This window comes from Niveibacterium sp. COAC-50 (assembly GCF_013184235.1).
Classification (GTDB): domain Bacteria; phylum Pseudomonadota; class Gammaproteobacteria; order Burkholderiales; family Rhodocyclaceae; genus Niveibacterium; species Niveibacterium microcysteis.
Map to the genome: position 1 here is coordinate 911,714 of NZ_JABCJM010000002.1, position 23,834 is coordinate 935,547.

Consider the following 23,834-nt stretch of genomic DNA (forward strand, 5'->3'; position numbering starts at 1 on the left):
CCGATCGGCGGCGAATCCGGCGTCGGCGAAGCCGTTCAGCGGCAGTTGAAGTTGAGCGGCGACGGCTCTGCGCCGGCGAGCACCCGCCCGCCCGTGATCAGTTCGCAAATCCTGGGTGCGGGCTCGATCCTGCGCGTCAGCATCAGTCGGCTGCCGTCGTAGCGGCAGCCGAGCCAGATGCCTCGTGGCGCCGCGGTATCAAAGCGCCATACCTGCCGCTGCCCACCATGGCTGATTTCAGGTTTGAGCTCGGCGCCCTCGGAGGGTGGCCCATCAAAGAGCGAAATCGCGGCCAGGCGCTGCGGCTGTCGAAGCGGCACCAACGACCAGCCGTCCGGTGTTGCCGCAAGGCTTTGCTGGCTCTCGAGCACGCCAGGGCAGTTTAGTGCGGCTGATGCAAGGGCCGCGTGCAGAGCCAGCACGATCGCGACGGCGCTGGTTCTCAAAGCCGCCTCAGGAGTAGCGTCGCCAGTATCGATAGCAACACGGTCATGCCCAGTGCGATACGGATTTCGCGGCCGCCCAGGCGCAAGCGCAGATCGCCCGGCAAGCCGCGCGGAAAGCGCGCGCGCAGCCAGCTGTCGAATATCCCCGAAGCCAGAGCCAGCAGCACGATCACCAACAGCCATTTGATCATCGATCACTCCGTCGCCCGGGCGATACCGCGCCGTACGGAAGAGTGGGATGATGTGCACGTGCAACATCGGAGACGGGAATGATCACGCTGTATACCTGGGCAACGCCAAACGGCCGAAAGGTCTCGATCATGCTGGAAGAGTGCGGGCTGCGCTACTCGGTCAAGCCGATCGACATCAGCCGTGGCGACCAATTTTATCCGGCGTTTCTGGCCATGAACCCGAACAACAAGATTCCGGTGCTGGTCGACGATGAGGGCCCGGACGGCCAGCCCATCACGCTGTTCGAGTCCGGCGCGATCCTGGTGTATCTCGCAGCCAAGACAGGTCGGCTGCTGCCGGCCGACGATAGGGGCCGCTTCGAGGCGTTGCAGTGGTTGATGTTCCAGATGGGCGGACTGGGGCCGATGTTGGGCCAGGCGCACCATTTCCTGCGTTTCGCGCCGGAGGCTGTGCCCTACGCGATGAAGCGCTACTCGGATGAAGCGCGGCGGCTTTATGGCGTGCTGGAGGGCCGTTTGACGCAGCATGAATGGCTGGCGGCCGATACCTACACGATTGCCGACATCGCCGCGTTTCCATGGATCGATCGTCACGACTACCAGCAGATCGATCTGGCGGACTATCCCAAGGTGCAGGCCTGGCATGCCCGCATTGCGGAACGCCCGGCAGTGCAGCGTGGCATGAAGGTGCCGGCATGAACGTGCGCGCACCGGCCTCGCTCGAAATCCTTAGCGCCTTGCCGGCCACGGGCGCCAACGGCGAAAGATCACCACTGCTCTTCGTACATGGCGCCCACGCGGGCGCGTGGTGCTGGCAGGAGCATTTCCTGCCGTACTTCGCAGAACGCGGTTGGGCCGCGCACGCGGTGTCGCTGTCTGGCCACGGTGGCAGCCCCGGGCGCGAGTATCTCGATGCGTTGTCAATCGACGACTATGTGCGCGATCTGCGGGAAGCCATTGCAACCCTGCCAGCGTCGCCTGTGCTGATAGGCCACTCGATGGGTGGTTTCGTCGTGCAGAAGCTGCTTGAAACGCAGCCGGCGCCGGCCGCCGCGCTGATGTGCGCGGTGCCCCCCGGCGGCATGTGGTCGTCCGCGCTTGGGTTGGCGATCCGTCGGCCGGGCCTGCTGTTCGACCTGAACCGCCTTGCCGGGGGCGGCAACATTGGTCCGCGCGCACTGGTCGAAGCGATGTTCCATCAGCCCTTGCCGACCGAATTGCTGGAGCGCTACTTCCTGCAGATGCATGGTGAATCGCAGCGTGCGATCTGGGACATGCTGGGCTTTGCGCTGCCGCATCCGAGCCGGCGCAATTGTGCGCATGTGCTGGTGATGGGGGCGGCGGAAGACGCATTGATTCCGGTGGCCGGCGTACGCCAAACCGCCAGCCAGTGGGGTGTTGAACCCCTGATCGTTCCCGGCATCGGCCACGGCATGATGCTGGAAGCAGGCTGGCGTGCTGCCGCCGATCCGCTCGCCGCGTGGCTTGAAAACTTGCCTATCTGACCACCTTCGCAGCGCCTCGGGAAGGCGCTGTTTTCCCCCTTGTCGCTTTCTCGCAACATCGCCCGTTAGCCCTACAGATGCGGTCACTATTGGCTTGCAGGCGCATCGACTGTGGAACTTCGTGAAAAAAATCGCGTCGATGCAACATCAGACCTCAACTTTTTCGGGGTTTGAACGTTCACTGCAATTAAGGGCTCAATGAAAGAGCCCGCTACGAGGGGTGTGTCCGGTGGCATTGCCAAGCGGACATGGGTTGGGGGCGACCCAGACAGAGGGCGAGACGGTGATGATCATGGATATGGCAACAGGCAGGCTGCTCGACGAATTCGGGCAATTCGCAGAAGAAGTCCTCAACGCCAGCGGCCTGCCGCAGGCACTCGTGGAGCAGCTCGGTTTGCAGCCGGTGCACGCCGCGCAACGTGTGCGCGACACACCGCCCGGCGATCCGGACGATTTCCTGCGGCAGATCTATCGCAGCCAGGAATGAAGCGGCGCGCGACGCGGCGCGGTGCGTACCCGAGGTGAGCGCCGCGCTGTTCGGCGAAGGCAGTGCCTTGCTGGCGCCGGTCGAAGCCGCACTGGCGCCGCTGCACGCTGCCGTGGCACCGCACCGCTTTCGCCTTGGCGATCTGCAGGTGCAGGTCGAGCGCAGCTTGCCCGAAGGGGTCGAGCCGGTACTCGCTTGGTCGATTCAGGAGGCGAGCCGCGCTGGCGTGCGCGTGGTGGCGTATCTGGCCGAAGCGGCCGACCCCCGGCCGTCGGTGCGGATCACGCTTGTCTATACCTTGGCCGATGCTGCGAGCGGCAAACCGCGGCTGCTTGACGCGGACGAAAGCGCGCGCGTTGCAGCCTTCCGCGCCTGATCCTTTTACCGCGTTTGCCTTACCAGCGTGAGGCGTGATCTTCGGTCACGCCCAGCAGGCCACTGAGGTCCACGCGTGCCACGCCGGGCACACCGATATGCCCCGAAAAGCAGCCGATTGCCTGCACGAAACGGCTCGCGACGATGCCGAAGTTCTTGTTGCCCCGGTGCAGCCCTTCCGGCTGAAAGCTGAGCCGCGTGTTGCCACAGCTTGAGTGGATCCGCCACGGCGCGAGCGGGTCGGCGGCGCGGTAGTCAAACTCCACCGGGCCGAGCTTGTAGGGCATTCCGCCAAGCCAGACGACGTTCTCCGCATCCCCCATATAGCCCGCCTGCAGGTTGAACCCGAGGCCATCGGCATGGGCTGAAGCCCAGTTCCAGCGAGTCTTGTGGGCGAGCAAGCCATCCGAGTGATCGATGCTCGCGTGGCAGCCATTCAAGTCCAGCTTCCTTGTGCCAGCCCTGAGTTCGCCGGTCGCAGCGATCGCACCGGTCTTGTGGGTGCAATGGGCAAGCAAGTTGGCGGGTGCGACGATGCAGGCCGGCGCCGGCATTGTGCGCAGATCCAGCGAAGCGTCGAGTTCGATGTCGCGACTGCGCACTGCAACGTCGATCGCGTCGCCCGCCAAGCGCATGTCGATGCGCAGGCCCGGCAGGCGCGCGCTGGCGTTTGCAAGCGGGCCCCCGACTGAGGCCGCCCCCGGCAGACCGTCCCGCGCAATCGATAGCAGTTGCCGTGGCCCGCGCAGGAAGGCATACGCGAAGCCGTGGGCGGCCCAACCCAGATCCACCGTAGCGATACCGACGAAGACGTCCGGGTGAGCGAGGGCGATGTACTGCCAGCGCTTGTGCCGCAGGTGCAAGTCAAACCAGCCGGGGCGTCTCGGCAGCCGGAGCGGATGCCAGTCCACGCTCGGCATGCGCCCCGCCCAGGCGCCGAAGTTAGGCGCCCCGTTGTGCGTCAGCAGTGGCGGGGGCGGGCCCGCCAGCGGTTGTGCAGGCTCAGAGTGCATGCAGGCGGTCGCCGCGCATGAAGCCGCGGAGCGGCTCTGCAATGCCGCGCCCGATTGCCAGCACCTTGAAGAGTTCGCCCATTTCATGCGGCGCGATCAAGCGCTGGGCGGCGCGCGCGGCGCGGATGTAGTCGGCGTTCTCGGTCGGGCCGCGTGCGGCAACGCGATCGAGCAGGCCGCAGTTGAGCAGGAATGCGCCCTGATCGATGTAGCCCAGCACATCAAGGCCGGCGTCGTACGCGGCATCCGCCGTGGCGGTGAAGTCGACGAAGCTGGTGATGTCAGTCAGCCCCGGCCACAGGAAGGGGTCGGGGTGGGCGCGGTGGCGGTAGTAGCAGATCAATGTGCCGGTGCTGCGAGAGGCGAGGTAATACTCGCGCTGCGGATAGCCGTAGTCGACCAGCAGCATCACACCGCGCGTCAGCCGGCGCGCCCATTCGGCGACCCAGGCGCGAGAGGCGAGGCAGACTTCGCTGACGTACTCTCCAGCAGTCGGCATCGGCGCCGGCAGGGCGGCCGCAGCCCGCGCGAGTTCGCCGGTGGCAGGGCGGTCGGCCCAGCGAAGCCCATCCTGCCAGGCAACGCCGCGCTGGAAGATGCCGCCATCGCGCCATACGGCGAGTTCCACCGGCATCACGTCGAGTACTTCGTTGGCGATCACGACGCCATCAAAGTTGTCAGGAAGTGTGTCGATCCATTCGACCCGTTCGGCCAGTTTCGGCACTTTCTGCTGCAGGGTTTCCTGCTGACGAGCACGCAGTTCACCCGAGACCTCAAGTATCCGGTATCGATCGGGAAGTTGCCCCAGCTCTGCCAGTGCGGCGAGCAGGTCGGCCGCGAGCAGGCCGGTTCCTGCACCGACTTCGAGTACTTGCGAGGCGGTCTGCCGGAGGATGTCCGCGATCTGGGTGGCGAGCGCCTGGCCGAACAGCGGTGTGAGTTCTGGCGCGGTGATGAAGTCGCCGCCGGGGCCGAACTTTCGCGCGCCGCCGCTGTAGTAGCCGAGCCCGGGGCTGTAGAGCGCTAGCGCCATGTAGTCGGAAAACGGAATCCAGCCGCCTGCGTTGTCGATGGCGCTGTGGATGCGTTCGAGCAACGCACCGCTGGCGGCGAGCGCGTCGGGCGAAGGGGGCGGGAGCTGGTCGGGGCGTTCTGCAGTCATCGGCGGATTCTACCGCCGGTGCTGCGCGCGGCGATTTACTGCGTCCCGCTCTCGGGCGACCCTTGCCAGGCGTAGTCCATCTGCCTTGCGGTGCGCACGGCGAGCGAGCGGTCGGCAAGGCGTGCGACGAGGTAGAGGCTCATGTCCAGCCCGGCGGAAATGCCGGCCGAGGTGATGATCGGCCCGTCGTCGACAAAGCGCGAGTCGGTGACCACGTGAGCGTTGGGATAGCGGCTACGCAGCGCGGCGACATCTTCCCAATGCGTGGTGCAGCGACGACGATCGAGCAGGCCGGCCTCGCCGAGCAGGAAAGCGCCGGTGCACACCGATGCGATGCGGCCGTTGCGAGCGGCCTGGGCACCGATCCAGGTGACCACTTCCGGGCGTTCCAGTTCGGCGTCGACCACCCCACCCGGCACCAGTAGAAGGTCCAGCGGCGGATGGTCGTCGATGCGATGAGGCAAGGTCACACGCAGTCCGCCGCGTGCGCGGATGCTGGGTTCACGGCCGATCAGTGCGGTGCAGAAGGGGGGCGGGGCGCCGGGATGCAGCCGCGCAAATACGCGACTGGCTGTGGAGAACACCTCAAGCGGACCGGCGAAATCGAGAATCTCGACCTCGTCGAACAGGTAGAGCCCGATGCACAGCGTCATCACACACTCTCCAGCCACAGTGGGGGGATGCGGCGGCGAGGATTGTGGCATGTTCTGTTGCACTGCGTCAGCTTACATTTCGTAAGTCATTCCGGTTGGACCATCGCCCCCCTCGCGTGCGATGATTCGGCAATGATTCTTGTTAGGCGAATGGCATATTTGTGCGATCGTCGCCCAATATCCATGCGGGTTTTGGCGATGTCGCGCCGTGCGCGCGTCGGGGCGAATCGGCGTGCCGCTCGGCCGCGGTCGATCGTGCGGCGCAGCGTCATGCCATTGAGTACGGCCAATCGGACGAGGGAGGCCGCGCGACAATGAACGCACCGAACGAATCGCTTCCGTTGCCAGCGGCGCCTGCTGCGCTCGCGGGTCACGATCTCGCGTGGCGAGTGCTGATTTTTCTCGGAAATGACGTCGCTCTGGCACGGCAGGATCTGCGCGCCTTCGCACGTCTCGCGGCTGAGTTCCGCACGTTGGGCGCCGACCTGGTTGCCGTGACGCCGTTTGGCGAACTCGGCCAGCGTTTGATGACGCGCGGGTTGCGGCCTGATCAACGCTTGCCGATGGCGGAAGATCTTTTCGGGCTTTGGTCGCGCCACGCCGGCATCGTCGCTGGGGAGCGCGGCGCCGCCATCCTCGGCCCGGGAGGCGTGATTGCCGCGCGGTTGGACGCGGCCGCTGGGGCAGCCGCGGTGCTGGACGCGCTGGCGACCCGCGTCGATTAACGGATCGCTTCGACCCCAGTCACGTAGTAGCCGGTGTCACCGAAGCAGGTGGATGGAATGCCCACGTGCTCGTCGTAGTGCAGCGTGACCTGCTTGCCCAAGACCTGGTTGATCTGCTCCGCCACTTTCTCGTCGGGAACGGTGAAGTGGAACTTCTCCGGCAGCGCGCCGGGGATGGCCAGCATCTGCAATTCGCCTTCCCAGGTCTTGCAGACCCAGCCCTTGCGAGAGAGCTTGAGTACATACCCGGCACGCTCGCCGCTCGAGTAGGCGAAGTTGAGTACGGCCACGGTGTAGAGCACGGTGCCGCCGACAATGGCGAGCAACACGATCAAGGCCCATTTGCGCACGCTGCGTACCTTCTGGTCTCGGTTGGATAGGCTGGAGGTGTCCATGGCTTTTCAGGCGATTCGATGGTCAGGGGGCAAGGATAGCAGGCGCTTGTTACGCGGGCATCGGCAGGCTGCGGCGGAGCTGTATCGCTTCCGCAACGTGGCCCGCACCCACAGTATCGCAGCCGGCCAGGTCGGCGATCGTGCGCGCGACGCGCAGCAGCCGATGGGTGCCCCGTGCCGAAAGGCCAAGGTGCGCGATCGCGCTGGCGAGCAGGCGCGAGCCGGCCTCGTCCGGATTGCAGTGCCGCTCGACACCGGGGGCATCAAGCGCCGAATTCGGTGTGCCCTGGCGTGCCCGTTGCACCGCGTCAGCCGCGACTACGCGCTGCCTCACCGCGACGCTGGCCTCGCCGGGCGCCGTGGCGCGCAGTTCGGTGGCGGGTACGGCGGCTACTTCCAGCACCATGTCGATGCGGTCCAACAGTGGCCCGGAGAGTCGGCCCCGGTAGCGTGCCACCTGGTCCGGCGTGCAGCGGCAGCGGCCAGTGTTGCTGCCGTGGTGGCCGCAGGGGCAGGGGTTCATCGCCGCAACCAGCTGGAAGCGTGCTGGGAAGTCAGCGCGGCGGGCCGCGCGCGAAACGGTGATGTGGCCCGTTTCGAGTGGCTCGCGCAGGCTCTCCAGCACGCGCCGGTCGAACTCGGGTAGTTCGTCGAGGAACAAGACGCCGTGGTGGGCGAGCGAAATTTCGCCCGGTCGCGGACTCGCACCGCCGCCAACCAGCGCGGCAGCCGATGCCGAGTGATGTGGCGCGCGCACCGGGCGCACCGCCCAGCGTGCGGGATCGAAGCCGCCATCAATCGATTGCACTGCCGCCGCTTCAAGCGCTTCGACCTCGTTCATCGGAGGCAGGATGCCCGGCAGGCGTTGCGCGAGCATCGACTTTCCGCTGCCCGGCGGCCCGTACATCAGTAGCGAATGGCGCCCTGCGGCGGCGATCTCCAGCGCCCGCTTGGCAGTCTGCTGGCCGCGGACATCGGCGAGATCAGGGTACGCGGGGGCGGTTTGCGCGCCGGAAATGGTTGCCACCGGGTCGAGCTCGTGTTGGCCGTTCAGGTGCGCCACCACTTCGAGCAGGCTACGCGCCGAAAAGACGCTCGCGCCGGCAACCAGCGCTGCTTCGCCGGCGTTGTCGGCCGGCAGTACGAGCCGTCGGCCGGCGCGGCTGGCGGCCAGTGCCATTGCCAGCGCGCCACGCACCGGGCGCAGCCGGCCGTCGAGCGACAGCTCACCCGCGAATTCGATGCCGTCCAGCGCGCCGCTACGGATCTGGCCAGAGGCCGCGAGGATGCCGAGCGCGATCGGCAGGTCAAAACGCCCACCTTCCTTCGGCAGATCGGCCGGTGCGAGGTTGGCGGTGATGCGGCGTTGAGGAAATTCAAACTGGCAGGTCTGCAATGCGGCACGCACCCGGTCGCGCGATTCGCGGACTTCCGCTTCGGGCAGACCGACCAGCGAAAAGCCCGGCAGGCCGTTCGCAAGATGGACCTCCGCGACCACTTCCGGCGCAGCAATGCCATCGAGCGCGCGGCTGGTGACACAGGCAAGGCTCATGATGACTCCGGCATGAGAATGCTGCGAGTCTAGCGATCGGCGCAGCAGCGTCCATAATGAAAACTCGCGCGGCGCGGCACCAGTCACGCCGCGGCGTGGGTGCAGACCGGGAGGGGCTTGCGTCATGCGTGGTATCGGGATCGGAGCAGTCTTTGCACATGGGGCTTTGCTCCTGCCCCTCGTTGTTCTGACGCCGCCGACGCTGGCGGACGGCTTGCGAGTCACCGGCAGCAGCTTCGGTATCGCTGCACCGGAGATGGATTTCGCCCGGCTCTTGCGACCCGGCGCGGATGATGGCGACCTGCCGACACCGGGCCGAACCAGCCTGCGCTACGCGTTGCTGGACCAACCGGGCTGGCATGCAGGCCTCGGTGTGAGCGCATGGGAGACAACGCCGCTGACCGCACCGCTGCTCGCGCAAAGCGGCTACGTGCCCCTGCTGCATGCATTTGGTGAGTACCGTTTCTGGCGCAGCTTCCGCCTTGCGGGCGACGTGGATGCGTTGGGGGGTACGCAGGGGCGGGGTGTCGATGCCGGCATGCGGCTCTCCTACGATTTCAGTCCGGCCTGGTCCATCTCGGCCGCCTACCGCCTGCACCGCGAGGACCGTGCGCCGGGTTTCGACCTGATCGACCAGGGCAGCCTTACCTTCGGTACCCGCCTGCGGTTCTGAACGCAGGCGCAGCGCGCGCGCTATCGGGCGCTGACGTGAGAGCATGCGGCTGTCGCCGTCATGCAGGGTCTTGTCATGCCTAATCCGCCCACCGTCCGCAGCATCCTGATCGACCTCTTGCGCCCCTACCGCGCACGCATCGCAGTGGCGGCGATCGCGCTGGTGCTTGCGGCGAGTGCAATGCTGGGTGTTGGGCAGGGCTTGCGCGCCGTGATCGACCGCGGCTTTTCGGCCGGCGATCCGGCCTGGCTGGATCGCGCGTTGGCCGCCATGTTCGGGGTGATTGCGCTGCTCGCTGCGGCGACCTGGCTGCGCTTCTACAACGTCAGCTGGCTCGGTGAGCGCGTCACCGCCGATCTGCGCCGCAAGGTGTTCGATCATCTGCTGAGCCTGCCGCCCTCGTGGTTCGAGAGCGGTCGCACGGGCGATGTGATCTCGCGACTGACTTCCGACACCACCCAACTTGAGAACGTGATCGGTTCCAGCGTGTCGATTGCGTTGCGCAATGCGCTGCTGCTGATCGGCGGCCTGGTGATGCTGTTCACGACCAGCACCAAGCTCACGCTGCTGGTGATCGCCGGCGTGCCGCTGGTGGTGGCGCCTATCGTGCTGTTTGGCCGCCGCGTTCGCACGCTGGCGCGCGAAAGTCAGGACCGTGTCGCCGATCTCGGCAACCGCATCGACGAGACGATTCACGAGATCCGAATCGTCCAGGCCTATGGCCACGAAACGGCTGATCGGGCCGATTTCGGCGCGCGGGTCGAACGTGGATTCTCCACTGCGCGGCGCCGCATTGCGGCGCGTTCGGCCTTGATCGTGGCCGTGATGGTGCTGGTCTTCGGCGCCATCGCGTTCATCCTGTGGATCGGCGGCCACGATGTGCTGGCGGGCCGGCTCAGCGGTGGCGAACTGTCGGCCTTCGTGTTTTACGCGGCCATGGTCGCGGGCAGCGTTGGCGCACTGTCAGAGGTGTGGGGCGATCTGCAGCGCGCGCGTGGCGCGACCGAAAGATTGATGGAACTGCTCGCCACTGCGCCAGATGTGGCGCCGCCCGCCAACCCGGTGCCACTGCCGCCGGCGCGCGGCGAAGTCAGCTTCGAGGCGGTGGCTTTCCGTTACCCGACACGCCCTGATACGGCGGCGCTCGATGACTTCAATCTGAAGGTGTCGCCGGGCGAAACCGTGGCGCTCGTCGGCCCCTCCGGCGCAGGCAAGACCACTGTTTTTCAGCTCCTGCTCCGCTTTTACGATCCGCAGGCTGGCCGCATCACGATCGACGGTGTTGCGCTGGATGCGGCGGATCCGCTCGCGGTTCGCGCGCGCATCGCGCTGGTCCCGCAGGAGGCGGTGATCTTTGCTGCAAGCGTGCTCGAAAACGTGCGCTACGCGCGGCCGGATGCCTCGCTCGCGGAGGTGCAGGCGGCTTGCGTGGCGGCCTATGCCGACGGCTTTGTGCGCGAGTTGCCGCAGGGCTACGACACAGATCTCGGCGAGCGCGGTGTGAAGCTCTCCGGCGGGCAGCGCCAGCGCATTGCGATTGCCCGTGCGATCCTCGCCGATCGCCCGATCCTGCTGCTCGATGAAGCAACCTCGGCGCTCGATGCCGAAAGTGAACGCATGGTGCAGGCCGCACTGACGCACTTGATGCGCGGTCGCACGACGCTGGTGATTGCGCACCGGCTTGCCACCGTGCAGCAGGCCGATCGCATCGTCGTGATGGAGCATGGTCGTATCGTCGAGCAGGGCGACCATGCCGCCTTGATCGAGGCGGACGGGCTCTACGCCCACCTCGCGCGCCTGCAGTTCAGCGCTTGAGGCCGGCCGCCGCTAGCCGGCAGCGCTCGGCGTGGCAGGCGAGTCCGGCGCGGCCTCCGGTGTCTTCTCGACCGGCTTTGCGCGTAACGGCGCCGGGCGAGGCGGCGCTGCCTGCCAATCCAGGGCGTAGCGCGGATCGCGCAAAGCCCCGCTGATCCGCACCGGCACCGTGACACCGCGCAGGCCGATCAGGTCGCGCGGAATTGGCCCTTGCGACTGCACCGCCGTGCGAACGAGCCAGTCCAGCCGGCCATCTGCAAGCAGCACCTTGCCGCCGCCGCCAATGCGCGCCCAGGGTGTGCGGCCGGCCAGTTCGCTGCAATCGGCCTCGCCACCGCCAAAGCGGCAGTGCGCACCGAATTCCTCAAAGGCCTGTTGCTCGCGCGCAGCATGGCGGCGCTCCGCTGCGCCGCGGTCCTTCAGTGCGGGCCGTACGGCGCGCAGGAAGTCGTCCAGTGCGAGGCCGGTCCACTGCGCGGGGCGCAGGGTGAACTGGCCTTCGCCGCTCAAGCTGTGGGCGATGGCTGGCCAGTCCGGCCCGTTTGCCTGGACCGACCAGCGGCCGGACACGCTGCCGCGCAGCGGCCAGTTCCGCTTGAGGTCCTGCGCGAGCGCAGCGAGTTCGACACCGGTAAAGCGGCTGTCCAGCGCTAGGCTGCGATTGGCCGTTTCGTAACGCGCACTGCCGGCGATATCGCCGCCGTAGGCTTTGAGCGCGAGGGAATCGAAGCCCACCGCGCCATCGCCGGTCTGCAGCTGCGCGCTCACACCACTGCCTTGCAGCGGCCCGATCCGCAGGGCGGCAATCCGCAGCTGACCATCACCATGCAGGCGTGCGATCGGCGCGAGCATTGCGCCGGCGCCCTCCAGACCGAGCGCCTTGCTGATCCGGCCGGTGTCGATGCGATCGGCGTCCACCGTGAAGTGCCACGGCACCGAACGCGATTGCTCGTAGCTTGCCTGGAACTGCATTGCGCTCTCCGCAACCCGGACCTGAAGCCGCGTATCGACGCGCCCGCCAAGCAGGGAGCTTGCGGCGCTGCCGCCCACGGTGGCCGTCCATGCCCCTTCGGGGGCGCCGGGCGCGGCGCTGCGCCAACGCGCGTCGATCGCATCCAGCTCGATACGGCCATGTTGCGGGCGGTAGGCGATGCGGGCGTTGAGCTGGCCGCTGGTGAGGCGTTGCCCACCCTGGCTGCGGAAGGTCGCGCGCAGCGGTTCGCCGGGGAAGTCGGGTGTGCGCGGCGCGATCGAGGCGGTTTCGAAGCTCGCGTCGGTGCGCGCGTTGCCATCGACCAGTTGCAGCGTGGCCTTGATGGCCTGCAGCGCCAGCGCATCATTCTGGCTGGCCAGGCGCTCCGCGCTTGCCTGCAGTTGCAGTTTGCCGGTGCCGAGTCGCCCCTTGGCCTGCAGCACGATGCCTTGCAGGGCCAGCGCGCTGCCCTGGTCGCCGCGGCCGCTGCGGATCTGCAGGTCGCCGTCCACGCTGGTGGCGCCCCATGCGTCGCCGCGGAAGCCCAGCGTCGCTGATTCGATGTCGTAGCCCTTGTTGTCGAGCAGGTAGGCGAGGTCCAGCGTGAGGCCGCCTGATGCTGCGCCTGGCCCTTCGGTCAGCGAGGCCTCGGCGCGAACACGGCCGTGCGAACCGGCCTGCAGCGAGCCGGTCACAAGATGGATCCGCTCGAAGGTGAGTGCGTGGCCGAGCGCATCGTCGCGCAGCCTTATGCGTGCGCGTTCGAGCGCGACTTGTTCGAGGCGGACTTCGAAGGGCCACGGTGATTCGAGCCGCAGGCCGCGGTTGAGGTCGGAAAGGCTCCAGCCGTCGTGGCTGCGGACCAGCGTGGCGTCCAGATCGGAGAGGCGCAACGAGCGGAGTTCGAGCCTGCCGCGCAGCAGCGGCAGCAGTGCGACACCCGCTTCCACGCGGCCGATGCGCAGTGGAATGCCCGGCGCCTCGCGCTCGCCGAGTGCAAGTCCTTCGATCACCACGGTCGGCCATGGGCGGAAGGCAAGCCTCGGTGTCCCCTCCATCGCCAGTGGCCGCGCTGTGCGTTCGCGTACCTGGCGGGCGAGGTCGCGGCGGACCACCTTGCCGTCCCAACTGGCATGCAGGTAGAGCCCCAGCACCAGCGCGAGCGCGCTGAGCGCGCCGAGCAGGAAGCCGAGGACCTTGGACAGCCGGGTGATCATGCCTGCGCGTGCTCCGCAGCCCATTTCGGCAGGTCAAGGCCCACGGTGAAACCGTCAGCGCCACGGGCGCAATGGATTCGCGCGCCATGCCGGTCGGCCACTCGCCGCACGAACGCGAGGCCGAGCCCACGTGGCCGTCCGATGCGTTGTGCGCCCGTCAGCACCGAGAGTGCCGTGGCATCGGGACCGTGGCCGCTGTCATGCACCGCAATGCGCCAGTGCGTGTCGCAGTCCGCCACCGTCAGCGCCACCGACTGGCCGGCGGGGCCGTGCAGGATTGCGTTTTCCAGCAGGTGCGTGAGTGCGCGGCGTAGCGCATCGACATCGCCGCCGACGAGTGCGTCGTCGCCGGCTGCATCGGCGTCTACTCGGACCGAGATTGCGCGGTCGCGTGCGGCGGCATAGCAGGCGTCACTCGCCTCCCATGCAATCTGCTGCAGGCTCACCGCTTCGAACTGCTCGCTGCGCAGGGCGTCGGCGCGGAGCAAGCGCAACACGCCGTCCGCGCGCGCAAGGGCCAACTCCGCGTAGTGCCCGACCTGCTGCAAGGTCTGTGGATCCGGCGGCAGCGTGCCGTCGGCGACGCTCTCGGTCAGCGTCAGGATGGCGCCGAGCGGCGAGCGTAAATCGTGCGACATCGCGCGCCATGCGTCGTCGCGCAGGTTCGCGGCGCTCACTTCGGCGCTGCGGTCTTCGATCAGGTAGAGCGTCTGATGCGGGTCGCCCAGTTCATGCCGTGTCACGCGCAGTGGCAACTGCGCGGCCGATTCGAAGTCGCCAGCTTGCAATGCGCTCATCACCGTGGCCGCGTCAGCGACGCCGAGCAGGGCCAGGGCGCGCGGCGATGCATGCACGAGCTCGCCATCGGCGTCGCACAGCACGGCACCGAGCGGCAGCAGGTCTAGCAGCGCTGGCGGCAGCATCATGCCCTTGCGTGTTCGCGGCGGGATCATGGACACTCGCCCCTGCAGTGCGGCGCATCGGTCGCCACGACAACAAGCCCGCCGCAAGGCGGCCAATCAGGAGATCGGGTCATGAGTTTTTTGTCGGAGTTCAAGGAATTCGCGCTCAAGGGCAACGTGGTCGACCTTGCCGTGGGCGTCATCATCGGCGGTGCTTTCGGCAAGATCGTCGATTCGCTGGTCAAGGATGTCGTCATGCCGATCCTCGGTCGCCTGATCGGGGGTGTCGACTTCAAGCACCTGTACCTCAACCTCGGCGACAAGACCTTCGAGACGCTGGAGGCGGCGGAAAAGGCCGGCGCACCGCTGGTGAAGTATGGCGCCTTCATCAACGCCACGGTGGATTTCCTGATCATCGCGCTGGCGATCTTCGTTGCGATGAAAGCAGTGAACAAGCTCAAGCGTGAGCAGCCCGCGGCGCCGGCCGAAGAGCCGCCGACGCCCGAAGACATCGTGCTGTTGCGCGAAATCCGCGATGCTTTGAAGAAGTGACGCCGTGCCCCGCGTGGGCTGAGCGACGGCCGCCGGAAGGCGGCCGTTTTCATTCCTCGGTCAGGCGTTCGAGCCGGTAGCCGTAGTTGTAGGTTGGCGTCAGGCGGTAGCCGTTCTCCGGCCGCAGCGCGAGCTTGGTGCGCAGGCGCGAGACGTGGGTGTCGATCGTGCGCGTGGCAACGTTCGGGTTGCGCCCCCAAACGGCCTCGAGCAAGTGGCCGCGCGAATACAGGCGGCCGACGTTGCGGAAGAGGAACAGCGCCAGTTCGAATTCCTTGTCGGTCAGGTCAACCGCGGTATCGCCCAGGCTGCAGACCTTGTTGGCGATATCGAAGCGGTAGGGCGGCGCATTCAGCTCGCGTTCCGGCTCTTTCGGCCGCACGCGACGCAGCACGGCTTCGATGCGGGAGAGCAGCTCGAGCCGACGGACTGGCTTGACGATGTAGTCGTCAGCACCGGCACCGAGCGCTGCGACGATGTCTTCCTCGGCATCGCGCGCGGTGACGAAGATCACCGGCGTCGGGTCGTTGCGATCTTCCCGCAGCCAGTGCAGCACTTCGGCGCCCGAGATGTCCGGCACCATCCAGTCGATCAGGAACAGGTCGAAGCTCTCGCGGCCGGCGACCTTCATCAGCTCGCGCGGATGCGAGAACGCGTGGACATCGTGCCCAGCATCGCGCAGCCATGTTTCCACGGTGCTGGACTGGTCGCGGTCATCCTCGAGCATTGCAAGGCGCATGGCGTTTCCTCAAAGCCCTTCGGCTACGAAGGGGTTGGTGCGGCGCTCGCGGCCGATGCTGGACATCGGGCCGTGGCCAGGAATGAAATTGACGTCGTCGCCGAGCGGCCACAGTTTCGTGCGGATCGACCGGATCAGGGTGTTGAAGTCGCCGCGCGGAAAATCGGTGCGGCCAATCGATCCTGCGAACAGCACATCGCCGACCAGCGCAAGGTTCGCCCCCTGGTGGAAGAAGACGATGTGGCCCGGCGTATGCCCTGGTGTGTGCAGCACCGACAGCGTCTGCGCACCCACGGTAACCGTGTCACCGTCTTCGAGCCAGCGGTTGGGCTCGAACTGCTCGACCTGCGGGAAGCCGAACATGCGGGATTGCTGTGGCAGGGCTTCAAGCCAGAAGCGCTCTTCCGCCTGCGGCCCTTCGATCGGCACGCCGGTGCGCCGGGCAAGCTCGGCAGTGCCACCGGCATGGTCGATATGGCCGTGCGTCAGCAGGATCTTTTCCAGCGTCAGGCCCTCGCTTTCGACTGCCTTGAGCAGGCGGTCGACCTCGCCGCCAGGGTCGACCAAGGCCGCCTTGCGGGTCTCGGGACACCAGAGCAGGGTGCAGTTCTGTTGAAACGGGGTGACGGGAAGAATCCGGTATTGCAAGACACGAGCCTCCAAACCGTTCATTCTAGCGCCCGCGGCCGCTGCTGACAGTTGCGCTGGTCACGCTGGCCTGCGGTTGCTCAAGTTATCGTCGCGCCAGCCCGTTACTGGGGTGACGCCGGAATATGCTGCCCGCCGAATATGATGTGGTAGCCGTGCGTGTCCGGGCCAAGTCGGACGCGCATCGCATGCGGATTGAACCCGAACCGATCGATGGCCAAACCCTACCTGCCGTTTCCGCTTGCTGTTCGTCCGATGGGCATTGCTGCCAAGCTGAGCTTGCTGGCCGTCTCGACGATCCTGCTGACCGCGGTGGCGATTGGTGTCGCGGTGATCCGTACGCAGTCGAAGCTCGCCTTCGATGCCCTCAAGGGGCATGGCGAGGCGGTTGTTTCGATGCTGGCGCAGAGCGGAGAGTTCCCGCTGTACAGCGCGAACCGGCCAGCGCTGACGCAAATGCTTGGCGGCCTGGCCGACAACAAGGACATCGCCTACGCGGCCTTCTACGGCGCTGATCACACTTTGCTTGTCGAGCGGCGCTTCCGTTCCAGCGCGCCGGCGCGGGTGAAGCCGGCCGACTGGCCGGCACGCGGCGTCAGCCATCGCAGCCTGGGCGGCGACCAGCTTGAGTTTCTCGCGGTCGTCAAACCGCCTGCGCGAGTGCCGGACGAGGATGACGGCGAGGCCTTCGTCGGGGCCCCCGACGACGCCCCGCTCGGCTATGTTCAGCTGACCTTGTCGAGCGCGCGCGCGAAGGGCGAGGCGTTGTCCTTCATCAACGAGACCGCGCGTTTCGCGATCGTCGTCACCGCCCTGGCGATAGTGCTGACCACCTTGTTCACCCGCCGCCTGGTGCAGCCCTTGCGCGACCTTTCGCGGGCAGCGCGCGAGGTGGCCGAGGGCCGGCTCGGCCAAACGGTGCAGATTTCGTCCACCGACGAACTGGCCGACCTCGGGCGCGCCTTCCAGCACATGGTGGACAGCCTTGGCGCCTCGCGCGCCCGCCTTCTTGAATACCAGAATCTGCTGGAAGACCGCGTCCAGTCGCGCACTCGGGAACTCGAACAGGCGACCGCGCAGGCGCTCGACCTCGCGCAGCGCGACACGCTGACCGGCCTGCCCAATCGCGCGCATTTCACCGCCATGCTGGAGCAGGCGCTGGTGGCGCACGCCAGCAGTGGCGAACGGATCGCGGTGCTGTTCCTCGATCTCGACCTGTTCAAGCGGATCAACGACACGCTCGGCCACCAGACCGGCGACACCCTGCTGCAGCACATCGCGGAAGCACTGCGCGGCGCCTTGCGCGATGGTGATCTGGTCGCCCGCTTCGGTGGCGATGAGTTCGTGATCCTCGCTCGGGACGTGCGCAACACCGAGCAGGTGAGTGGTATCGCGCGCCGCATTCTCAACGCCTTCCTCACGCCGGTCGAACTCGCCGGTCACAGTTTCAAGGTGGGGTTTTCGATCGGTATCAGCATTTGCCCGGACCACGGCAACGACGCTGCCAACCTGCTGAAGAACGCCGATCTGGCGATGTATGCCAGCAAGGAAGCGGGCCGCGGCGGCTATCGCTTCTACACGCCGGACCTGAACCAGCGCGCGATGGACCGGCTCAATATCGAGAACGGGCTGCGCCGCGCACTCGACAACGAGGGCGAGCTGATCCTCGAGTACCAGCCTCAGGTGGAGCTCAACGGCGGCCGCATGGTGTCGGCCGAGGCGCTGCTGCGCTGGAAGACGCCCGAGGGTACGGTGATCTCGCCCGGGCGTTTCATACCGATTGCCGAAGAAACCGGATTGATCGTCCCGATCGGCGAGAAGGTCTTGCGTAACGCCTGCGCTACCTTGGCGCGCTGGCGCGCAGCCGGCCTGCCCTTGCCACGGATTGCCGTGAACATCGCCGCGCCCCAGTTCGAGAGCCGGAATTTCGGCGACACCGTGGCACGCGCGCTGGCCGACTACAACGTTCCCCCCGATCGCCTTGAACTGGAACTGACCGAGAGCGTGATCGTGCGCGATGCCGAGTCAGCGCTGCGCGAGATGGCGCGCCTCAAGGAACTGGGCGTTTCAATCGCGCTCGACGACTTTGGTACCGGCTATTCCAGCTTGTCGTACCTGTCGCGGATGCCGATCGATCTGGTCAAGATCGATCGCGCCTTCGTGATGCGTTCGACGGACGACGACAATGCCCGCACCATCGTGCGATCCATCGTCGCCTTGTCGCACGCCTTGCGCCACAAGGTGGTTGCCGAAGGGGTCGAGACGCGTGCGCAGCTTACGCAGCTGCGCCGGGCGGGCTGCGACTATGTGCAAGGTTTCCTGCTCGCGCGCCCGATGTCGGAGGCGGCGCTGACGGCTTGGTTGTCGAGCGAGGTCACACCTGCCGAAGCGCTGCTGGGCGACAAGGCAAACGAGTGGATCTGAGGCAAGACGGATTGCCGGAAACGGCATGGGACATGCTGGAAAGCGAGATCTGGTGCGACCGGCGGGATTCGAACCCACGACCCCTGGCTTCGGAGGCCAGTACTCTATCCAGCTGAGCTACGGTCGCACAGCCGTCGGATCATAGCGCAGATCACCCCCCAGCGTCCATGCGGATGCTGCAGCGCGTCGAATTGTCCCGCTATAATCAGGGCCTTGCGTGGCAGGGGGCCGCGCAGCACAACGTCAAAACATATCGTAGGCCATCATGTCGATCCGCACCGCGCTACCGCTCGCTCTCCTTTCGGCCGCTCTGCTTGCCGGCTGCAACAAGTCGCAACCCGTCAACGAGGAAGAGACCGCAACGCTGATCCAGCCGGTCGCGCAGGTCGCCCTGGCGGCCGCCGACGCGGGTGCGGCAAAGGGGAGCCGCACCGGTGAGCAGGTGGTCGGTGCTGTTTGCGGCGCGTGCCACAACGCCGGTGCGCTGGGTGCGCCGAAGGTTGGCGACAACGCGGCATGGGCGCCGCGTCTGGGTCAAGGTCTGGATGGGCTGCTGAAGTCCGCCATTAACGGCAAAAACTCGATGCCGGCGCGCGGCGGCAATCCGGACCTGACGGATGAGGAAATCGCGCGTGCGATCGTCTTCATGGCGAACAAGTCCGGTGCCTCTTTCAAGGAACCGGCCGCCAAGTAAGCTGCGGTTTTGAAAAAAACGGGCTGCCCTCGGGCAGCCCGTTTGCGTTTACGCCGTCTCGCCAGGGGGCAGATCGAACAGCAGCACCTCTCCGCCCTCGATACCCTCGATCGTCAGAACCGTCTCGTCGGCGATCCGGGCGCCGTCGCCAGCCCGGAGTGTCTGGCCATTGAGCCGCACGCTGCCCTGCGCAACATGCAGATAGCCGAGCCGGCCTGGCGTCGGGCGATATTCCGCCGATTCACCGGCGTCGAATAACCCGGCGAAGATCGACGCGTCCTGATGCAGCGTTACGCTGCCGTCGCGCCCATCGGGCGAGGCGACGCGGCGCAAGCGTCCGCGTTTGTCGTCCGCGCTGAAACTCAGCTGTTCGTAGCCGGGGGCAATGCCGCGCTCCGCCGGGTGAATCCAGATCTGCAGGAAGTGCACCGGTTCGTTCTGCGATGGATTGAACTCGCTGTGCATCACGCCGCTACCGGCACTCATGCGCTGCACGTCACCGGGGCGGATCAGCGTGCCGTTGCCCATGCTGTCGCGATGCTGCAGCGTGCCAGCCAGCACATAGCTGACGATCTCCATGTCGCGATGACCGTGCGTGCCGAACCCCATGCCGGGCGCAACGCGGTCGTCGTTGATGACCCGCAGCACGCCCCAGCCCATGTGCTGAGGATCGTAGTAGTCGGCAAAAGAGAAGCTGTGGTGGCTGTCGAGCCAGCCATGGTTGGCATGGCCACGTTCGTCGGCGGGTCGAATCTGGATCATGTGGGCCTCCTGCTTGGCTGATCCGTGAATGTGAATCAGCGCCAGAGACAAGCATAGGCCGAGGCAAACGGCGAAAAAAGCGAAGGTTTGTGGCGGATAAGGTGAATGCGGCTCACAAGACCGGGTGGTGAGGTGCGAGCGGCTCAGTCATGCAGAAACAGGCCGGTTCGCCGCCGAGACTCGCTTCCGCCTGGCCGCTCGCAAAATTGATTACGGCCGCATTCTGGCCGCCTTGAATCCCGAAATGCCCCTGTTGCTCGCCGGGTCGACGAGGCCCGCGGCGCGCAGCATAATCCGGCCTCCGCAGCGACCGAGATTTTCCGCATGTCCGTTTCCGACGATTCGCCCGAGTTCGACACGATTGCCTTCCGTCGTGCCCTGGGCATGTTTGCCACCGGCATCACGGTGGTGACGGCGCGGACGCCGGAGGGCCGACGCATCGGTTTGACGGTGAATTCCTTCAACTCGGTGTCGCTCACTCCGCCGTTGGTGTTGTGGAGTCTTGCGCGTCACCTTCCGGTGCTGGCGGACTTCGAACGCTGCAGCCATTACGCAATCAACGTGCTGGCCACGCACCAGCAGCCCTTGTCGCAGCGCTTCGCGACGCGTGCCGAGGACAAGTTTGCCGAGCTGGATGTGCGCGAAGGCGTGACTGGCGCGCCACTTCTGCAGGACTGTTGTGCCTGGTTCGAATGCCGCAATGGCATCCGCCACGACGGCGGTGATCACCTGCTGTTCATCGGCCAGGTCGAGGCGTTTGAACGGGGCGAAGGCGAACCGCTGATCTACCACGCGGGGCGTTACCGCTACCTGTCGGTCGACTAGGCTCGCGGTCGGGGTCCGCTTGTACTTGCGGGCCGGCGGGGCGCATCATGAGGCGGCTTTGATGACCTGGCTGCAGCGCTGATCGACCTGATACCGGAGTGCCGCGATGTCTGCATCGGTGGAACTGGGGAGACTCGAATGCCCTGAGCGGGGCTCCGAGCTTCTCGCGCTTCAGAACGACATCCTCGAAGCCGTCGCGCGAGGCAAGCCCTTGCATGACACGCTGGATCTGCTGTGTCGCGGTGTCGAACTGCTCGCCGGGGATGTCCGTTGCACCGTGCTGCTGCTAGAAGGCACCCATCTGCGTCATGGCGCCGCCCCGAGCGTGCCTGACGAGTACGTACGGGCAATCGATGGGGTCGAGATCGGGCCGGCGGTCGGGTCCTGCGGCACCGCCGCCTACCGCGGCGAAGCGGTAGAAGTGACTGACATCGCCAACGATCCGCTATGGGCGCCCTACAAACACCTCGCGTTGCCTCACGGCCTGCGGGCGTGCTGGTCGACGCCGATACGCGCGCGAGCCGGCGCCATCCTGGGCACGTTTGCGCTGTATTTCGCCGAGTGTCGCGGCGCGGGGGCGTTTCACCGCGACGCGGTGCGCGCGTCCACGCATCTGGCGGCGATCGCCATCGAGCGCGCGGCGATGGACGAGGCCGAGCGCCGGCGCGGGGCCGAACTCGCCGAGAGCAATGCGCGCTACGAGCAACTCAACTACACGCTGGAACAGCGGGTCGCTGAACGTACGCGCGATCTGGACCAACGCAACGTCGAACTGGCGCAAGCCTTCGAGGATCTGCAGCGGGCGCAGAGCGCGCTGCTGGAGGCGCGCCGCCTTGCCAGCCTCGCGCGCATGGTCGCTGGTATCGCGCACGAGCTGAATACCCCGCTTGGCAACGCCCGGGTCCTTGCCACCACCTTGCTGTCGCGTTGCGAGGAGTTTGGCGAACTTGCACAAGGCAGCTTGCGGCGTTCCGATATCCGCGCGTTCATCACCGATGTCTCCGAAGCCGCGGTGCTGATGGAACAGGCGATCGCCAGTGCGGTGGCCAGCGTCGGCAGCTTCAAGGCCGTCGCGGTCGAGCAGCCGGCGTCGGTGCGCTCCGCGTTTTCGGTCAGCGATACCTTGCAGTACATCGCCCATCTCTTTGCGCCGGCCTTGCGCGCACTTCGCGGCACGCTGGTGCTCGACGCGCCATCCGGGCTGATGCTCGACAGCTATCCGGCGGCCCTGCAGCAAGTACTCTCAAGCGTGGTCGACAACGCGCTCGTGCACGGGCTCGCCGGCAGGGGCGATGCGCGACTGGAGCTTGGCGCGAACCTTGTGGCGGAAGGGGTGGAGATTGTCGTACGGGACAACGGAGCGGGCATCGCCGCAGACCAGATCGACAAGGTCTTCGACCCCTTCTTCACGACCCGCCTGGCGCAAGGCAGCAGCGGCCTCGGGCTGCATGTGGCCTACAACCTGGTGCACGGTGTGCTGGGGGGCGACATTCGGCTCGAAAGCCAGCCGGATGTCGGCACCACCGTGACGATCCGTCTGCCGCTCAGTGCACCGCTGCGCACCTGACGCAGCGCGAGCGGCTACTGCAGAGGTGCGAAGCGCGGCTGCACCACGCCTTCGTGCGTGACCGTCTCGACGAACATCGCGTACGGCCGCACCCAAAGCCCGCTGCTGTTGTACAGCGGGCGATAGACCACAATCGCGTCGAGCGTTTCGCTATGACGTGCAACACCCAGGACTTCGTACTCGCCGCCTTTGTAGTGGCGGTAACGGCCTGGACGCAGCTCGGGCAGCGGCGGTAGATCTTTGGATTCCATGGCGGCGGGGCGGACTGGAAAGCGCCGATTATGGCGCTTTCATTGTCCTTGCGGCGGATTACAGGCCCAGCAGGCCTTTGAGCTTGTAGGCGGTGTCGATCGCCGTCGTGGCACTGTCGATGACCGAGCGGGTCGTGTCCGCGGCCGACTTGTTGCTCTCGTTGCTGTTGCCGTTCACCGGCGCTGTCTGCGCTTGCGGCCGCGGTGCGGGGCGGCTGGCTTGCGCTTGTGTCGCGGCCGTGGCGGCGGGGCGCTGCGCGATGATCTCGACACGGCGATTCTTAGCACGGCCCGTTTCGTCGGTGTTCGCGGCGAGCGGCTGCGTCTGCCCCATGCCGCGTGCGAGCATGCGGGAGGCGTCAATGCCGTTGCGGGCGAGCGCTTCGGTCACGGCGCGCGCGCGTGCTTCCGACAGCCGCTGGTTGGCGTCGGCGCCGCCGACATCGTCGGTGTGGCCGATCACCTCGATCTGCAGCGTCGGGTTGTCCTGCAATACCTTGCCGAGTTCCTTCAGCGTGGCCTGCGAGCTGTCGCGCAGCACTGCTTTGCCGGTGTCGAACTGGAAGCCGTAGAGATCCACCCGCCCTTGTTCGCTGAGGGACTTCGCGATCGCGCTCTCGCCGCTGATCGCCATCTGGTTGTCGTCCAGGCTGCCTTTCTCGATCACGAACAGCCACGCGTTCGGCTCGCCGAGGTCATTGACCCACAGCGACACATAGGTGTTGCCGCGTTTGGCCGCCAGGTACTGGTTCTCACGGCTGCCGTTGAGGTAGAGGTCGCGCGCCTTCATCAGCGCCTTGAAGCTGCTGAGGTTCGCATCGGTGCAGGGGCGGTCGCAGACGAATAGCTCGCTGAAACCGGAGCGCTTCAGCGCCGACTGGTAGTTGCGGAACACCTGCAGCGCGGACGCTGTTTTTGGCATCTCGTAGTGGATGTAGGTGACGCGGCCTTCGAGCGGCAGCACCTTGTCAGCGGTGAATTCGCCGCCGCGATAGGCCGGACGGCTCAGGATCAGCTGTGCCTCTTCGTATTCCTTGAAGTCGTAGCCCTCGATCACCGCGCCGGGGTAGCGGCTGACTTCGGGGTGATCGGCGCCCCTTTCGGCATGAGCCGGCTGGGCCAAGGCGCCGAGCATGACTAGTGCGGCGAACAGGGCAGTGCTGATCTTGGACATGCGTCGACTCCGATTATTCCGATGACATCGCGCGATCCTAGCATCGGCGATTGACGGTATGGCGCGGAAACATTTCTCATTTCACTCTTTGGCCGTATCTTCAACGAACCGGTG

Annotated in this window: 26 protein-coding genes and 1 tRNA gene; 12 read left to right on the forward strand and 15 right to left on the reverse strand. The window is 66.4% G+C overall.

Features of this window, described 5'->3' with window-relative positions; genetic code table 11:
• Positions 1-35: 35 nt before the first annotated feature.
• Both HH302_RS11655 and HH302_RS11660 read right to left on the reverse strand, forming a co-directional pair.
• Positions 36-446 (reverse strand): STY0301 family protein, encoded by a 411-nt coding sequence (locus tag HH302_RS11655; protein WP_172202337.1) that lies wholly within the window; start codon positions 444-446, stop codon positions 36-38.
• Positions 443-637, reverse strand: coding sequence for a DUF2905 family protein (locus HH302_RS11660; protein ID WP_172202338.1), 195 nt, complete (start codon positions 635-637; stop codon positions 443-445). Before HH302_RS11660 ends, HH302_RS11655 begins: the two co-directional genes overlap by 4 nt.
• Before the next feature lie 78 nt (positions 638-715).
• Between HH302_RS11660 and HH302_RS11665 the strand changes: the two genes are divergently transcribed.
• From HH302_RS11665 to HH302_RS11680, 4 genes are all read left to right on the forward strand, one after another.
• Positions 716-1,336 (forward strand): glutathione S-transferase family protein, encoded by a 621-nt coding sequence (locus HH302_RS11665; protein WP_172202339.1) that lies wholly within the window; start codon positions 716-718, stop codon positions 1,334-1,336.
• Positions 1,333-2,142, forward strand: a complete 810-nt coding sequence (locus HH302_RS11670) for an alpha/beta hydrolase (protein WP_172202340.1) — start codon at positions 1,333-1,335, stop codon at positions 2,140-2,142. Before HH302_RS11665 ends, HH302_RS11670 begins: the two co-directional genes overlap by 4 nt.
• A gap of 292 nt (positions 2,143-2,434) precedes the next feature.
• A complete protein-coding gene (locus HH302_RS11675) occupies positions 2,435-2,629 on the forward strand; it encodes a hypothetical protein (RefSeq protein ID WP_246479716.1) in 195 nt (64 codons plus the stop codon).
• Positions 2,630-2,663: 34 nt separating this feature from the next.
• Positions 2,664-3,005, forward strand: coding sequence for a hypothetical protein (locus tag HH302_RS11680; protein WP_172202341.1), 342 nt, complete (start codon positions 2,664-2,666; stop codon positions 3,003-3,005).
• Positions 3,006-3,024: 19 nt separating this feature from the next.
• Here HH302_RS11680 and HH302_RS11685 read toward each other — a convergent pair whose 3' ends face one another.
• From HH302_RS11685 to HH302_RS11695, 3 genes are read right to left on the reverse strand one after another with little or no spacing between them, the layout of a single operon-like run.
• A complete protein-coding gene (locus HH302_RS11685; protein ID WP_172202342.1) occupies positions 3,025-4,017 on the reverse strand; it encodes a DUF2804 domain-containing protein in 993 nt (330 codons plus the stop codon).
• Positions 4,007-5,179 carry a class I SAM-dependent methyltransferase gene (locus tag HH302_RS11690; protein WP_172202343.1) on the reverse strand — a complete coding sequence of 391 codons (1,173 nt, stop codon included), beginning with the start codon at positions 5,177-5,179 and terminating at the stop codon, positions 4,007-4,009. The genes HH302_RS11685 and HH302_RS11690 overlap by 11 nt, the downstream gene beginning before the upstream one ends.
• 35 nt (positions 5,180-5,214) lie before the next feature.
• A complete protein-coding gene (locus tag HH302_RS11695) occupies positions 5,215-5,832 on the reverse strand; it encodes a DJ-1/PfpI family protein (protein WP_172202344.1) in 618 nt (205 codons plus the stop codon).
• Between the two features lie 314 nt (positions 5,833-6,146).
• On the opposite strand from HH302_RS11695, the gene HH302_RS11700 reads away from it, so the two are divergent.
• Positions 6,147-6,557: a hypothetical protein gene (locus HH302_RS11700; protein ID WP_172202345.1), complete on the forward strand. Its 411-nt coding sequence runs from the start codon at positions 6,147-6,149 to the stop codon at positions 6,555-6,557.
• Here the strand turns inward: HH302_RS11700 and HH302_RS11705 are convergent.
• On the reverse strand, positions 6,554-6,952 hold the full coding sequence (locus HH302_RS11705; RefSeq protein WP_206254484.1) for a hypothetical protein: 399 nt from the start codon (positions 6,950-6,952) through the stop codon (positions 6,554-6,556). The genes HH302_RS11700 and HH302_RS11705 overlap by 4 nt on opposite strands.
• 49 nt (positions 6,953-7,001) lie before the next feature.
• Positions 7,002-8,504, reverse strand: coding sequence for a YifB family Mg chelatase-like AAA ATPase (locus tag HH302_RS11710; protein ID WP_172202346.1), 1,503 nt, complete (start codon positions 8,502-8,504; stop codon positions 7,002-7,004).
• A gap of 166 nt (positions 8,505-8,670) precedes the next feature.
• Between HH302_RS11710 and HH302_RS11715 the strand changes: the two genes are divergently transcribed.
• Together HH302_RS11715 and HH302_RS11720 are read left to right on the forward strand one after the other, a co-directional pair.
• Entirely contained in the window at positions 8,671-9,177 is a 507-nt protein-coding gene (locus tag HH302_RS11715) for a hypothetical protein (protein WP_172202347.1), read from the forward strand.
• A gap of 75 nt (positions 9,178-9,252) precedes the next feature.
• Entirely contained in the window at positions 9,253-10,992 is a 1,740-nt protein-coding gene (locus HH302_RS11720; RefSeq protein WP_216661874.1) for an ABC transporter transmembrane domain-containing protein, read from the forward strand.
• A gap of 12 nt (positions 10,993-11,004) precedes the next feature.
• Here the strand turns inward: HH302_RS11720 and HH302_RS11725 are convergent, their stop codons facing one another.
• Complete coding sequence (locus tag HH302_RS11725; protein WP_172202348.1) at positions 11,005-13,182, reverse strand: AsmA family protein; 2,178 nt, start codon at positions 13,180-13,182, stop codon at positions 11,005-11,007.
• Positions 13,179-14,135, reverse strand: a complete 957-nt coding sequence (locus HH302_RS11730; protein ID WP_172202349.1) for a sensor histidine kinase KdpD — start codon at positions 14,133-14,135, stop codon at positions 13,179-13,181. Before HH302_RS11730 ends, HH302_RS11725 begins: the two co-directional genes overlap by 4 nt.
• Positions 14,136-14,216: 81 nt before the next feature.
• Here HH302_RS11730 and mscL point away from each other — a divergent pair, with 81 nt between their 5' ends.
• Positions 14,217-14,636 (forward strand): large conductance mechanosensitive channel protein MscL, encoded by a 420-nt coding sequence (mscL, locus tag HH302_RS11735; RefSeq protein WP_172202350.1) that lies wholly within the window; start codon positions 14,217-14,219, stop codon positions 14,634-14,636.
• Positions 14,637-14,685: 49 nt separating this feature from the next.
• On the opposite strand, the gene HH302_RS11740 is transcribed toward mscL, so the two are convergent.
• Both HH302_RS11740 and HH302_RS11745 read right to left on the reverse strand, forming a co-directional pair.
• A complete protein-coding gene (locus HH302_RS11740) occupies positions 14,686-15,375 on the reverse strand; it encodes a response regulator transcription factor (RefSeq protein WP_216661875.1) in 690 nt (229 codons plus the stop codon).
• A 9-nt stretch (positions 15,376-15,384) separates the two neighbouring features.
• Positions 15,385-16,047, reverse strand: coding sequence for an MBL fold metallo-hydrolase (locus HH302_RS11745; protein WP_305847222.1), 663 nt, complete (start codon positions 16,045-16,047; stop codon positions 15,385-15,387).
• Between the two features lie 189 nt (positions 16,048-16,236).
• Between HH302_RS11745 and HH302_RS11750 the strand changes: the two genes are divergently transcribed.
• A complete protein-coding gene (locus tag HH302_RS11750) occupies positions 16,237-18,447 on the forward strand; it encodes a bifunctional diguanylate cyclase/phosphodiesterase (RefSeq protein WP_172202352.1) in 2,211 nt (736 codons plus the stop codon).
• A gap of 50 nt (positions 18,448-18,497) precedes the next feature.
• Here the strand turns inward: HH302_RS11750 and HH302_RS11755 are convergent.
• Positions 18,498-18,574, reverse strand: a tRNA-Arg gene (locus HH302_RS11755).
• Positions 18,575-18,712: 138 nt separating this feature from the next.
• Between HH302_RS11755 and HH302_RS11760 the strand changes: the two genes are divergently transcribed.
• Positions 18,713-19,141 carry a cytochrome c5 family protein gene (locus HH302_RS11760; RefSeq protein ID WP_172202353.1) on the forward strand — a complete coding sequence of 143 codons (429 nt, stop codon included), beginning with the start codon at positions 18,713-18,715 and terminating at the stop codon, positions 19,139-19,141.
• Positions 19,142-19,189: 48 nt separating this feature from the next.
• On the opposite strand, the gene HH302_RS11765 is transcribed toward HH302_RS11760, so the two are convergent.
• Positions 19,190-19,903, reverse strand: coding sequence for a pirin family protein (locus tag HH302_RS11765; protein ID WP_172202354.1), 714 nt, complete (start codon positions 19,901-19,903; stop codon positions 19,190-19,192).
• A gap of 324 nt (positions 19,904-20,227) precedes the next feature.
• Here HH302_RS11765 and HH302_RS11770 point away from each other — a divergent pair, with 324 nt between their 5' ends.
• Together HH302_RS11770 and HH302_RS11775 are read left to right on the forward strand one after the other, a co-directional pair.
• Positions 20,228-20,728 (forward strand): flavin reductase family protein, encoded by a 501-nt coding sequence (locus tag HH302_RS11770; RefSeq protein ID WP_172202355.1) that lies wholly within the window; start codon positions 20,228-20,230, stop codon positions 20,726-20,728.
• Positions 20,729-20,834: 106 nt separating this feature from the next.
• Positions 20,835-22,295 (forward strand): sensor histidine kinase, encoded by a 1,461-nt coding sequence (locus HH302_RS11775; protein ID WP_172202356.1) that lies wholly within the window; start codon positions 20,835-20,837, stop codon positions 22,293-22,295.
• A gap of 14 nt (positions 22,296-22,309) precedes the next feature.
• Here the strand turns inward: HH302_RS11775 and HH302_RS11780 are convergent, their stop codons facing one another.
• On the reverse strand, positions 22,310-22,546 hold the full coding sequence (locus HH302_RS11780) for a DUF1653 domain-containing protein (RefSeq protein ID WP_172202357.1): 237 nt from the start codon (positions 22,544-22,546) through the stop codon (positions 22,310-22,312).
• 58 nt (positions 22,547-22,604) lie between these two features.
• Positions 22,605-23,720: an OmpA family protein gene (locus HH302_RS11785; RefSeq protein ID WP_172202358.1), complete on the reverse strand. Its 1,116-nt coding sequence runs from the start codon at positions 23,718-23,720 to the stop codon at positions 22,605-22,607.
• Positions 23,721-23,834: the final 114 nt, after the last annotated feature.